The following is a 12,549-nucleotide window of genomic DNA, read 5'->3' on the forward strand; positions in this document are numbered from 1 at the left end:
TGACATTTGAACAATAAAATAAGGAGAGCAGCCTAGGTGCCGAAACAATATTTGATGCATCGTTGTCTTATTGCTCCACCAGATATGGATGATGAATTCTTTGCAAATACCGTCATCTATTTAGCTCGTCACGATGAAGATGGTGCTCAAGGGATTATTATCAACCGTCCGTCAGGTCTTCAAATTAAAGAACTTTTAAATGATCTCGATATTGAAGCAGATCATGTAAATCCGCATGAAGTTTTACAAGGTGGTCCTTTACGCCCCGAAGCAGGCTTCGTTTTACATACAGGGCAACCAACTTGGCATTCTTCAATAGCCATTGGTGAAAATGTGTGTATTACCACCTCTAAAGATATTTTAGATGCAATTGCACATAATGAAGGTGTTGGTCGTTACCAAGTTGCGTTAGGCTATGCAAGTTGGGACAAAAACCAATTAGAGCAAGAAATTGCACGTGGTGATTGGCTCATTTGCGATTCCGATATGGATTTAATTTTTAACTTACCTTATGACGACCGTTGGGATGCTGCCTATAAAAAAATGGGCGTAGACCGTACATGGTTATCTTCCGAGATTGGTCATGCCTGATTTATCTGCGCCACAAATGATTATGGCGTTCGACTTTGGTACTCAAAAAATGGGAATGGCCGTTGGTCAATCTCTGATTGAAAGTGCCAATCCCCTTGCTTTATTTCCAATGAAAGATGGCATTCCAAATTGGGATGAGCTTTTAAAAATTGTGAAACAGTATCAACCGACGTTATTTTTAGTCGGTCTACCTTTAAATATGGATGATACTGAATCTGAACTTTCAACGCGTGCGCGTAAATTTGCACGTCGTTTACGTCATCAAACAAACATTGAAACCTTAATGGTTGATGAGCGTTTAACAACTCGTGAAGCACGCGATGAACTGGATCATTACCAAGCACAAGGTCGTGGCAAAAAACTGTCAGCAGATAGTATTGCAGCAGCTTTATTCATTGAGAGTTGGTATCGAAACCCTGAAGGTTTAACGCCTTAAATATTAATTTAGTTATAAAAAAGCATCCAAATTTGGATGCTTTTTATTGCAATAAGCTTATTCTTTATACATTAATTTAATGAAAACTTATAAATTAAATTCTCTTTCAAAAGCAATGTTCGATCTTTATATTTTTGATATATAGTAACTCTTGTTCAGATGTTCTCTAATTTCAACTAAGTAGGTAACTATGGCAATTTCCAGTTTCGGTAAAATTCTCACAGTTTTAGATCTTTTTTCATTATCTCGCCCAATTATTAATGTCGATATTATTAGTGAGGAGCTTGGTTTATCTAAACCAACAAGTTACCGCTACTTAAAAGAACTCGTATCAGCTGAATTATTACAAAGAATTAGTGGTACATCTGGCGACTACACGCTTGGTTCAAAAATTGCCGTACTCGATTATATTTCTCGCACAACAGATCCTTTAGTACAAATTAGCATCCCTTTTATGCGCGAAATTGTAGAATGTACTGAATTTTCCTGCTTACTCACACACTTAAATTATGATTCTTGTATAGACCTTCATGATGAAGTTTATAAAAATGCATCGTTACTTTCATATGGTCGTGGTTGCCCTCGCCCAGTTTTTGTCAGTTCATCTGCAAAAATTATGATTGCGCATTTACCAAAGCAAGGAATTTTAGATTATTACCAACGCTTTTCTAAGCAACTTGCCGAAGTCGATTTCGCACACAGTGCAGATGATTTCTTAATGAAAATGAAAAAAATTAAGAAACAAGGATATTATTTTTCAAATGGCGAGCTCGATCCAAATATTGCTGCTGTTTCTGTTCCTATTAAATTTTCAACAAAAGAAGCACCATTAGCATTAACACTTTTGGCTTCTAAAAATCGCTTTGAATTTGTGAACTTGCAAAAACTCATTACAATTTTGCAGGAAAATGCAGAGTTAATTGAGAAAAAAGTTGCTAGCTCTATGAACATCTCAGAAACTCTAAGCTAGAACCAATGACATATAAATGCAAAAGCCCACGTTTATGTGGGCTTTTTTATGCTTCTGAATTTGGATAAAAATATCGAAATGTTAAATTTACTCTAGGTTCTAAAATTCTGGTCGATTTCATTAAAGCATGCTTCCAATATTTTTGGGTTTGCCCACGCATAACAATAAGTTGTCCACTTTGTAGCAACATATCAACTTTATGATCTTTAAATTTATGCTTAAAACTAAACTTACGCGTAGCGCCAAAACTCAAAGAAGCAATAACTGTTTCCTCGCCTGTTTTCGGTGACAACGCTAATTCATTATCGCTGTGCCATCCCATACCTTGTGTGCCATTTTCATATAAGTTTGCCAAGCACGAATTAAAAGAGTGTCCAACTAATTGCTCAATATGTTTCTTTAAACGAAATAATCCTGCATTCCACACCAAAGCTTCTTTTAATGTGCCTGAATATTGATATTGAAAATGTTCATCGCCATACCAAGCAATTTTTCGATCTGTTTTAAAGTACTTTCCATGTAAATGAACTTCGTCATTTTTCCATGCTAAATGCTGTAGAAAATATTGTAGATATTTCTCGCTTTGTTCTGTATTTAAAATCAAACCAAAATCTTTCACCACGCCATCGCAAGGTAAAATATTTTCTTTATGGTCGGGTTCAAATAGTTCAAAGTTCATTTTCAAATTATTTTCTAGGCTTTCAATTGAGCTTAACGCATTGCCTATTCACAAATCAAAACATCAAGCTAACTTGTCGAAATTCACATTCAGGAATAGACTTAAATTCATGTTTAAAAATAAGAATTATTCATTATGAATTTATGGCATCTCTTTCAAAAACTAAGACCATTTGTTCGACCATATAGACTTCTTGTTATTGCAACACTCATTCTTACACTTATTGGCTCTCTAACCGCTCAGGTGAATGCCCTTACGCTTCAATATGCAGTAGACAGCATAAATAAACTTGTAGAAGCAGGTTTGGGCTTAAGTGAAGGTTGGCATATTTTAATTACAATTACCGCAATATTATTGGGTAAAGAAATATTAAATGCCTTCGTTCAATTTGGACAAAAATTTTATGGCGAAAAATTAAGAATCTTTGTTTCACAAGATTTAGCGCAAGGCATTATTGAAAAATTCCTCACTTACCGACTGTCATTTTTCAATGAAGATAATAATCAGGCAGGTAAACTGCAAACCCGAATAGACCGTGGGATTGGCTCACTTACTCGTTTAGTTCAAATCTTTTTTATTGATATTTTACCTTTATTTACCAGTGCTTTTGTCGCTTTAGGTTTAATGTATTATGCCAATTTTTATGTGGGCTTGGTCGCAACAATTATTGTACCTATTTACTTTTGGCTTACCTATAAACAAGCACAAAAATTGGGTGGATGGCGACGTAATTTACGAGATGGACGTGAAAAAAAGAGCCAAGGCATTTTAGGTATTATTAACTCCATTACGGTCATTAAATCATTTAACCGTGAAAGTATTGAATCATCGAAACAACTTAAATTACAAAAAGAACTAACCGAAAATCAAATGCAAACTCGCCAAGTGAGTTTCTTATTCGATGGTTTAAAAACCTTTATTGAACAAATTGGTATTGTGCTCATTATTATTCTTACAGCTTATTTTGTGCTTGATGGGCAAATGAGTATTGGCATGATTATGTACCACGTTTTGTTATTCAATAACGTATCTGCGCCTATTCGCTCATTGCATCGTATTTATGATGAAGTTAATGACGCTATGATTTACTCAGAAAGCTTCTTTAACATACTAGAAGCAGACCATGAAATTGAATCAAGTGGAATAAAAAAACCATCAATTCAAGGCAAGTTTACCCTTGAAAATGTCAACTTTTACTATCCAAATGGGCACCATGCTTTAAAGAATATCAACATGGAAATTCGTCCCAACAAAATTACCGCATTGGTTGGCTTATCGGGTGCAGGAAAATCGACCCTCATTAGTTTGCTCGATAAATTTTATGAACCTAAAGATGGAAAAATTTGTATCGACGGCATAGATCTTCAAGATATAGATACGCATTATTTACGTGAACATATTGGATTAGTCTTACAAAAGAATCATATTTTCCAAGGTTCAATTTTCGAGAATATTCGTTATGGCAAAACCAATGCGACCTTAGAAGACGTTATTGTTGCGGCAAAAAAAGCGTCTATTCACGAACAAATATTACAGCTTCCAAATGCTTACGATGCCGATGCCTTAATGCTTTCAGGCGGTCAACAACAGCGTATTGCCTTGGCTCGAATGTTCTTAAAAAATCCACCAATTATTTTCTTAGATGAACCCACTGCAAGTTTAGATGCCATTGCAAGTGAGCAAATTAAACAAAGCTTAGATGAAATTAAACAAGGGCGAACTGTGATTATGATTTCACATAGCTTGTCGCAAATTATTGATGCCGATTACACCTATGTGATGAAAGATGGTGCAATTGCAGAACATGGCGAACACGATGCGCTTTATCATCAAGATGGTGTTTATAAGGAAATTTTTGATGCTATGGCAAAGAGCTTAAATATTGAAAAAATTGCCAAAACCTTTGAAGATGACGCTGAAGAAGAAACGCATAGTTAATTCACTATATAATTGAAAGAAATAAAAAAAGCTCCGATATTTCGGAGCTTTTTTACAAAATCTTTTACGGCTGTTTTAGGTACGGCCAAGCTGCTTTTAAGTAAATAAACATTGACCATAAAGTTAGAACAACAGCAGTGTATAACAATGCATATGCCAACATTTCTAAAGGCGGCCAATTCAGTAAAAATACTGAAATTGCAATCATTTGGAATGCAGTTTTATATTTGCCAACTGTAGATACCGCAACATTTGTACGTGCGCCAAGTTCGGCCATCCATTCACGTAAAGCAGAAACTGTAATTTCACGTGAAATAATCACAATTGCAGCAAATGCCATAGAAATAGAAGGTTGCCATTGCACAAGAACAATTAAAGCGGCTGCTACCATCAATTTATCTGCAACAGGGTCTAAAAAGCGCCCAAATGCAGATGTTTGATTCAGTGTTCGTGCCAAATAGCCATCGAACCAGTCCGTTACAGCAGCAACAACAAAAATTGCAGTAAGAATTAAGTGACGAGTCATACCACCAGTATGCTCATTTACACCAATTGCAGGAGGCCAATATGCCACCAATAAAAATACAGGAATAAGAGCAATACGCGCTAAGGTTAATATATTCGGAATATTCAGGATTCGACCTGTGGTCATAGACATCGCCAATTTTTCCCCTTCATGTAAAATTTAATTCACATAAATGCTAAGGTTTTATCCATCGTTAATAGCGCTCACTTTATACGAAATCCCGAACGGTGTCACGAAGAAAACACCCCCAAGCTTTCTGTGATATTTATGCCTTACTCATGCAAAATTTTATAAATTGTACGCGCCATCAAATCGCCCAAACCAGGAACCAAAGTCAGGTCTTTTTCAGAAGCTTTCAACACGCCTTGTATACCACCAAAATGTGTTAACAAATCACGTCGTCGTTTTGGCCCTAAACCCGGAATCACTTCAAGTATAGAAGAGCCTCGTTTTTTATCTCGTTTAGCTCTATGTTTAGTAATCGCAAAACGATGTGCTTCATCCCGAATTTGTTGAATTAAATGCAACGCTTTATGGTCTTCTGCTAATTGAATTTTTTCGCCATCTGTAAAGTGAAGCGTTTCCAAGCCGGGTTTACGCCCCTCACCTTTAGAAACACCCACCATAAAGGCTTCTAAACCTAGCTCTTGCATGACTTCCATTGCCATATGTAATTGCCCTTTGCCCCCATCTATAAGTAGCAAATCGGGCAACATATGTTTTTTATAACGACGCGTTAAAGCTTGTCGCATCGCAGCGTAATCATCGCCTGCGGTAATATCTGTAATAGAAAATTGACGATAATCACGTTTACGCGCACCGCCACTATCAAAAACAACGCAAGATGCGACCGTTTCCTCACCCATCGTATGTGAAATATCAAAGCATTCTATGCTGTCGATGGGTCTGCTAAGCACCTGTTCAAGCTGATGAAAACGCTCATTTAATTCAAAATGATTCGCAAGTTTTCCTTTAATGGCATGTTGCACATTCATTTGTGCAAGCTCGAGCCATTCTGCACGTGTTTCACGCACATTATGCTTAATATGAACTTTCTTTTCGAAGTGTTGATGCAATGCATCTTCTAGTTCTTTTCTATCTGGAATTTCAGTATTTACAATGAGTTCTGTAGGTACTTCATCTGCAACTTGGAAATAAAAGTTGGCTAGAAAGTCAGATAACATTTGCCCTAAATCATCGCCTTGCATATCTGGAAAATAACTTTTTCCACCCAACATTTTGCCATTACGCACATGCATAATTTGCACACATGTCACGCCTGCATGGTAAGCAATGGCAATAATATCTGCCTCACCTTTTACTTTATAAATAGCCTGTTGTGCCTGAACATCACGAAGCAATGCCATGCGATCACGGTAAAAAACAGCTTTTTCAAACTCTAAAGCTTCTGCTGCTGCTTCCATTTTTGAAATTAATTCTTGGTTTAATTCTTTGGTATCACCTTGCAAAAAACGAATCGAGTTATCAATATCTTCTTTATATACTTCTGGTGAAATTAAACCTACACACGGCGCAGAGCAACGCTTAATTTGATACTGCAAACATGGGCGTTTACGCTGTGAAAAATAGCTATTTTCACATTGGCGAACATTAAATAATTTTTGTAAAACAACCAAAGTATCACGTGCATTATAAGCACTTGGATAAGGTCCAAAAAACTTACCAACTTGATGCTTGCCTTTACCTCGCCCACTTGCAATACGTGGATAAGGCTTATCTGCCGAAACAAAGATATAAACGTAAGATTTATCATCCCGCAACATAATATTATATGGCGGACGATGCAGTTTAATCAGGTTTTGTTCAAGCAATAACGCTTCCGTCTCAGAACGGACAATTAGCGTTTCAATGTCATAAATACGAGCGACTAAGGCTTGAGTTTTCGGATGCTCAATGGTTTTTACAAAGTAACTCGATACACGATTTTTTAAATTCTTAGCTTTCCCGACATACAACAACTCACCATCTTTACCTAACATGCGGTAAACACCAGGTAAATTGGTCATATTCGCTAAAATTTTCTCAATATTATTTCGTGCGTTTTCGTTCACTCTGCGCCTTAATTTAGATTTAATCTATCGCTACATGATGTGCTGTTTCCACTCTAAATTTCAAGTCACTTTGAATATCATCATGCGTAAATATAATCTTTTAACGATGATCTGATTGCTAAAAACTATGAGTGATAAATCACGAATTTGATATGCTCAAAATAGCGAGATTTGAGATTTAACCACAATGACCACAGCCAATTCTACGATTCATGTTGTACAACCCAGCACATCCACTTTACGTACATCTGACAAAAATCGTTTGATTGGTCAGCCACGCTTTCACTTTGAACCAAACAAAGTCATGGAATTGCTTCGTTCACAAATTATTGGACAAGACCATGCACTCAATGAAATTGAAAAAATGTTGCATGTGGTTAAAGCTGATTTTTCAAGTCCAGAGCGCCCACTTGCTGTAACGCTGATGCTTGGTCCAACAGGTGTAGGAAAAACGGAAACTGTACGCTTAATTGCTCAAGCAATTTATGGACAACCCGATGCCTTTTGCCGTATTGATATGAATACATTGGCTCAAGAACATTATGCTGCCGCACTCACAGGCGCACCTCCCGGCTATGTTGGCTCTAAAGAAGGACATAGTTTATTTGATGAAACGGCAATTAATGGCAGCCATACTCGCCCGGGAATAATGCTATTTGATGAACTTGAAAAAGCTTCGCCTGAAGTTATTCGTGGACTAATGAACGTATTAGATACAGGAAAACTCACGTTAACTGCTGGTACTAAAACCATAGATTTTAGAAATTGTATGATTTTCATGACCAGTAATATTGGTGCGCAAGCTGCTCAACAATATTTAGATAAACTCAATGTATTGCCACAAAAAATTCAAAACTTATGCTTAAAGCGTGTACCGACTAAAACCATTATCGAAAAAGTCATGCAACGTAAATTTGATCCTGAATTTTTAAATCGAATTGATCGCACATTACATTATCAAGCGGTTTTAGAAGATGCCTTACCACGCTTAGTTGAAATTGAATTAGAGAAACTGAATAAACGCTTACAGCACCAAAATCGTAATATTCAACTGAGTTTAAAAGCCAAAGAATACTTTTATAAAGACCATGATATTCGGTATGGTGCACGACATTTAGCACGTAAAATTCGAACAGAACTCGAACCCATTTTGGCTATTTACTTTTTAAATCATCCAGAAAAAAACCACCTTGAATTAGATTATCAAGGTGGTCATTTTAAAATTATTGAGATGAACTAAAACTTAAATTTTAAGGTGCTAATTGCATATTTAAAGCATCACAAAATGCTTTTTGCTGCTTAGGAGAAACCAAAATAAATTTGTTTTCTCCATTTTTTGTATATTCAACTTTTAAACGATCTAGCGACAACGCTGGTGATGCAACTGAATTATTTGTCTTTGAAATTCGTTGAATATCTGTCAGTTGAATTTTCCACGTTAAAAACATGCAATGAATTGTTAAATATTTTTCATCTACAATATAGCGCGTATTAACGATCGGCCACCACAAAATAAACACCGTAATAACATACGTTGCTGTATGTACAGGATATGCCGCTATATTCCCCTTCGCCTGCATCGTTACAAGCAATTGAATAATTAAGCCTGTCATACAAACAATAAATGCCAACACCCACCATTCTTTTTTTGATCTAAATTTTTGCATGAATATTCACCTTCTTTTACTTCATTCTATACGATAATCCCACATGCTCAAAATGAATCACTATTACAAAAAACGGTTATAAAAAAACGCCCCTAGGAGCGCTTTTAATATCATACAAAGTACAATTTTTTAAAAAACATATGGTCGAACAAAAATCAGGAAGAATAATCCGAACATAATGAACCACTTCAAGAAGTAATAAAGACCTTTATTGGTTTTTTTCAATGCTTTGGCTTTAACACGAATTTGATAAATATAACCAAATGCCTTATTTAAGCCACCTGTTTTATCATTCGATTCATTTGGTGAACTTGCAGCAGTCATTACTTTTTTACCAAACCAATGATTAAAACGTTCCATCACTTTTGACTTTAAAGGACGCTCAACATCGGCAAAGAAAATAATGCGGTTCTGTTCTGTTTTATTTTCAGCATAGTGAATATAAGTTTCATCAAAAACGACACTTTCACCATCACGCCAAGAATAACGCTCGCCATCTACATCAATAAAGCATCGATCATCATTTGGCGTCATTAAACCTAAGTGATAACGCAATGAACCTGCATAAGGATCACGATGTCGCACTAAACGACTATCGGGTGCAAGCTCTGTAAACATTGCAGCTTTAATGCTTGGCAAGGTTCTCAAAAGTGCTGTCGTTTTTGGGCAAAGCTCAGCAGCAGATGGATGCGCAGAATCGTACCATTTTAGGTAAAAACGCTTCCAACCTGTTTTGAAGAATGAGTTAAAACCCAAATCATCGTATTTTTCAGAAGCCTTAATACCACCTTGTTCATACAAGGCTTTCGCTTCATCACGAATCATTTCCCAGTTTTCATCTAACACTTTCAAGTCTTTAAAATGTTGCGTATCGATATAAGGTTGATTAGGCACTTTCGAAAATTTGTACATTAGAAAGTTAATGGGTGCAAGAATTGTTGAATGGTCAAAAAATTGACGATAAAACGTGTGGCGAACCTTGCCCCGACGCTGGATATACAGTGCAGAAGCAACAAAAATTGCCAAAATAATCCACTTAATCATAAAACTACCTAAAGTCTTTTTAATTTGCCTTTAATAAAAGACATGAGTAATTGGTGAAATTATAACAAATTAAGCATGCAAATCGTGTTTGCACTTTTCAAATGCAGTGTTCTATTTTTGATATTCAATACATAATTTTTTATTCTATTGACATTTTTGACCAAAAATATACTCAAATAAAACTTGAATTTTCAGGCTAAATTCCAATATAAAATAGAACGAAACTATTAAAAATTTGAATTGAAACAATTATTTCTTAGTATCTACTTATTAGTGGCTGAATCTTAAAAATATCAATGCAAGAAAAGCTTAAATAAAATTTCATGACCCTTGCGTCACGGCTTGATACAACTTGTTATGTTCTTTTTGGATATAGTTATCGTAAGATTAGCGAAGTATACGATGCGCAGGAAAGCGCATACGCTTCAAAACATCAACTTAGAAGTCCTCCAAAATAAAGGAGATCAGGCATGATCCACGCTGGCAATGCCATTACCGTCCAAATGCTTTCGGACGGAATTGCAGAATTCCGCTTTGACTTACAAGGTGAGTCGGTCAACAAATTTAACCGTGCAACAATTGAAGATTTTAAAGCTGCAATTGACGCTGTTAAAGCAAATAGCGATGTTAAAGGTTTAATCGTAACAAGTGCAAAATCTACATTCATCGTTGGTGCAGACATTACAGAATTTGGTGCTAACTTTGCACAAGGTGAACAAGCAATTGTGGATTGGGCTTTGCCTGTTCATGACATCTTCAATTCTTTCGAAGATTTAAACCTTCCTAAAGTAGCTGCTATTAATGGCATGGCTTTAGGTGGCGGTTTCGAAATGTGCCTTGTTTGTGACTACCGTGTGATGTCTGAACAAGCGCAAGTTGGCTTGCCAGAAATCAAACTGGGGATTTTCCCAGGCTTTGGTGGTACGGTTCGTTTAAGCCGTGTCATTGGTATCGACAATGCAGTTGAATGGATGGCTATGGCTAATCCTAAAAAACCTGCTGCTGCACTTAAAGATGGTGCTGTTGATGCTGTTGTTGCTGCGGACAAATTACAAGATGCTGCTATTGACCTTGTTAAACAAGCAATTGCAGGTCGTTTAGACTGGAAAGCAAAACGCCAAGAAAAATTAGATCCTGTTAAATTAAGCCCTATTGAACAAATGATGGCATTTAACTCATCTAAAGGTGCGGTACTTTCTAAAGCAAATCCTGCGCAATACCCTGCGCCAAAATTACTTTTAGATTCGCTACAAGCAGGTGCAAGCCTTCCACGTGATGAAGCTTTAAAAGTAGAAGCTCAAGGCTTTGCGAAAGCTGCTGTAACTCCACAAGCAGGCGCGTTGATTGGTTTATTCATCAACGACCAAATTGTGAAAAAAACATCGAAGCGTTATGAAAAAGGCGCGCATCCTGTAAACCAAGCTGCTGTGTTAGGTGCTGGTATTATGGGTGGTGGTATTGCTTACCAAGCGGCAAGCAAAGGCACACCAATTATTATGAAAGACATTGGTAATCCACAACTTGCTTTAGGTATGAAAGAAGCAAATGGTTTACTGACTAAACAAGTTGAACGTAAGAAAATGAAGCCTGCTCAAATGGGTGAAACTCTTGCGCGCATTCGTCCTTCATTAAGCTATGACGAATTCAAAGACGTTGATATTGTTATTGAAGCTGTAACTGAAAATCCTAAAGTGAAAGGCATCGTATTGTCTGAAACTGAGAAGAAAGTTCGCGAAAACACGATTATTGCGTCTAACACATCTACTATTTCAATTACGCGTTTGGCTGAAAACCTAGAGCGTCCTGAAAACTTTGTAGGTATGCACTTCTTTAACCCTGTTCACATGATGCCATTGGTCGAAGTGATTCGTGGTGAGAAAACATCTGCTGAAGCAATCGCAACAACTGTTGTTCTTGCTCAGAAAATGGGTAAAACACCAATCGTTGTGAACGACTGCCCGGGCTTCTTAGTAAACCGTGTATTGTTCCCTTACTTTGGTGCGTTCGACCTTCTTCTAAAAGATGGTGCTGACTTCCAACAAATTGATAAAGTAATGGAACGTTTCGGCTGGCCTATGGGTCCTGCTTACCTGATGGACGTTGTTGGTATTGATACTGGCGTTCATGGTGCTGAAGTAATGGCGGAAGGTTTCCCTGACCGTATGAAGCCTGACTACAAAGGCTCTATTCAAGTGATGTATGAAAACAAACGTCTTGGTCAAAAGAATGACGTTGGTTTCTACAAATACGAACTTGACCGTAAAGGTAAAAAAGCCAAAGTGGTTGATCCAACGGCTTACGAGCTTGTGGCTTCTGTTGCAACTTCTGAAAAACGTGAATTTGATGCTCAAGAAATTATTGATCGTATGATGCTTGCATTCTGTAATGAAACTGTTCGTTGCCTAGAAGACAACATTGTTGCGACAGCTTCTGAAGCAGATATGGCGATGATTATGGGTGTAGGTTTCCCTCCATTCCGTGGTGGTCCTGCGCGTTACATCGACCAAACAGGTGTTGCTGAATACGTTGCACTTTGCGACAAATACGCTCACTTAGGTAAAGCTTATGAAGCGCCACAAATGTTGCGTGACATGGCTGCTAACAACAAAAAATTCTACGGTTAAGG

Annotated in this window: 11 protein-coding genes; 6 read left to right on the forward strand and 5 right to left on the reverse strand. The window is 37.0% G+C overall.

What is annotated here, in order from left to right; translation table 11 throughout:
- Positions 1 to 36: 36 nt before the first annotated feature.
- The 3 genes from MZO21_RS11285 (at position 37) to MZO21_RS11295 (ending at position 1,997) form a co-directional block, all read left to right on the forward strand.
- Positions 37 to 591 (forward strand): YqgE/AlgH family protein, encoded by a 555-nt coding sequence (locus MZO21_RS11285; RefSeq protein WP_248103383.1) that lies wholly within the window; start codon positions 37 to 39, stop codon positions 589 to 591.
- Positions 584 to 1,027, forward strand: a complete 444-nt coding sequence (gene ruvX, locus MZO21_RS11290) for a Holliday junction resolvase RuvX (RefSeq protein ID WP_154772000.1) — start codon at positions 584 to 586, stop codon at positions 1,025 to 1,027. The genes MZO21_RS11285 and ruvX overlap by 8 nt, the downstream gene beginning before the upstream one ends.
- Before the next feature lie 190 nt (positions 1,028 to 1,217).
- On the forward strand, positions 1,218 to 1,997 hold the full coding sequence (locus MZO21_RS11295; protein WP_248103386.1) for an IclR family transcriptional regulator: 780 nt from the start codon (positions 1,218 to 1,220) through the stop codon (positions 1,995 to 1,997).
- 46 nt (positions 1,998 to 2,043) lie between these two features.
- Here the strand turns inward: MZO21_RS11295 and MZO21_RS11300 are convergent, their stop codons facing one another.
- Positions 2,044 to 2,676 (reverse strand): alpha-ketoglutarate-dependent dioxygenase AlkB family protein, encoded by a 633-nt coding sequence (locus tag MZO21_RS11300; RefSeq protein ID WP_248103389.1) that lies wholly within the window; start codon positions 2,674 to 2,676, stop codon positions 2,044 to 2,046.
- A 135-nt stretch (positions 2,677 to 2,811) separates the two neighbouring features.
- Between MZO21_RS11300 and MZO21_RS11305 the strand changes: the two genes are divergently transcribed.
- Positions 2,812 to 4,614 (forward strand): ABC transporter ATP-binding protein, encoded by a 1,803-nt coding sequence (locus tag MZO21_RS11305; RefSeq protein ID WP_248103392.1) that lies wholly within the window; start codon positions 2,812 to 2,814, stop codon positions 4,612 to 4,614.
- Between the two features lie 64 nt (positions 4,615 to 4,678).
- Here the strand turns inward: MZO21_RS11305 and pgsA are convergent, their stop codons facing one another.
- Entirely contained in the window at positions 4,679 to 5,266 is a 588-nt protein-coding gene (gene pgsA / locus MZO21_RS11310; protein WP_154772061.1) for a CDP-diacylglycerol--glycerol-3-phosphate 3-phosphatidyltransferase, read from the reverse strand.
- A gap of 146 nt (positions 5,267 to 5,412) precedes the next feature.
- Positions 5,413 to 7,212 (reverse strand): excinuclease ABC subunit UvrC, encoded by a 1,800-nt coding sequence (uvrC, locus tag MZO21_RS11315; RefSeq protein WP_248103395.1) that lies wholly within the window; start codon positions 7,210 to 7,212, stop codon positions 5,413 to 5,415.
- A gap of 187 nt (positions 7,213 to 7,399) precedes the next feature.
- Between uvrC and MZO21_RS11320 the strand changes: the two genes are divergently transcribed.
- Positions 7,400 to 8,452 (forward strand): AAA family ATPase, encoded by a 1,053-nt coding sequence (locus MZO21_RS11320; RefSeq protein ID WP_248103398.1) that lies wholly within the window; start codon positions 7,400 to 7,402, stop codon positions 8,450 to 8,452.
- A gap of 10 nt (positions 8,453 to 8,462) precedes the next feature.
- Here the strand turns inward: MZO21_RS11320 and MZO21_RS11325 are convergent, their stop codons facing one another.
- Positions 8,463 to 8,879, reverse strand: coding sequence for a PH domain-containing protein (locus MZO21_RS11325; protein WP_248103401.1), 417 nt, complete (start codon positions 8,877 to 8,879; stop codon positions 8,463 to 8,465).
- 129 nt (positions 8,880 to 9,008) lie between these two features.
- Entirely contained in the window at positions 9,009 to 9,923 is a 915-nt protein-coding gene (gene lpxO / locus MZO21_RS11330; RefSeq protein ID WP_248103404.1) for a lipid A hydroxylase LpxO, read from the reverse strand.
- A 470-nt stretch (positions 9,924 to 10,393) separates the two neighbouring features.
- Here lpxO and fadB point away from each other — a divergent pair, with 470 nt between their 5' ends.
- Complete coding sequence (gene fadB / locus MZO21_RS11335) at positions 10,394 to 12,547, forward strand: fatty acid oxidation complex subunit alpha FadB (RefSeq protein ID WP_248103407.1); 2,154 nt, start codon at positions 10,394 to 10,396, stop codon at positions 12,545 to 12,547.
- The last annotated feature ends 2 nt before the right edge of the window (positions 12,548 to 12,549 follow it).

The sequence above is a fragment of the Acinetobacter portensis genome, assembly GCF_023158935.1.
Classification (GTDB): Bacteria; Pseudomonadota; Gammaproteobacteria; order Pseudomonadales; family Moraxellaceae; genus Acinetobacter; species Acinetobacter faecalis.

Coding starts and splice junctions, on each gene's coding strand:
- MZO21_RS11320 (WP_248103398.1), top strand. CDS start 7,400: ATGACCACAGCCAATTCTACGATTCATGTTGTACAACCCAGCACATCC.
- lpxO (WP_248103404.1), bottom strand. CDS start 9,923: ATGATTAAGTGGATTATTTTGGCAATTTTTGTTGCTTCTGCACTGTAT.
- MZO21_RS11305 (WP_248103392.1), top strand. CDS start 2,812: ATGAATTTATGGCATCTCTTTCAAAAACTAAGACCATTTGTTCGACCA.
- fadB (WP_248103407.1), top strand. CDS start 10,394: ATGATCCACGCTGGCAATGCCATTACCGTCCAAATGCTTTCGGACGGA.
- MZO21_RS11300 (WP_248103389.1), bottom strand. CDS start 2,676: ATGAACTTTGAACTATTTGAACCCGACCATAAAGAAAATATTTTACCT.
- MZO21_RS11325 (WP_248103401.1), bottom strand. CDS start 8,879: ATGCAAAAATTTAGATCAAAAAAAGAATGGTGGGTGTTGGCATTTATT.
- ruvX (WP_154772000.1), top strand. CDS start 584: ATGCCTGATTTATCTGCGCCACAAATGATTATGGCGTTCGACTTTGGT.
- MZO21_RS11295 (WP_248103386.1), top strand. CDS start 1,218: ATGGCAATTTCCAGTTTCGGTAAAATTCTCACAGTTTTAGATCTTTTT.
- pgsA (WP_154772061.1), bottom strand. CDS start 5,266: ATGACCACAGGTCGAATCCTGAATATTCCGAATATATTAACCTTAGCG.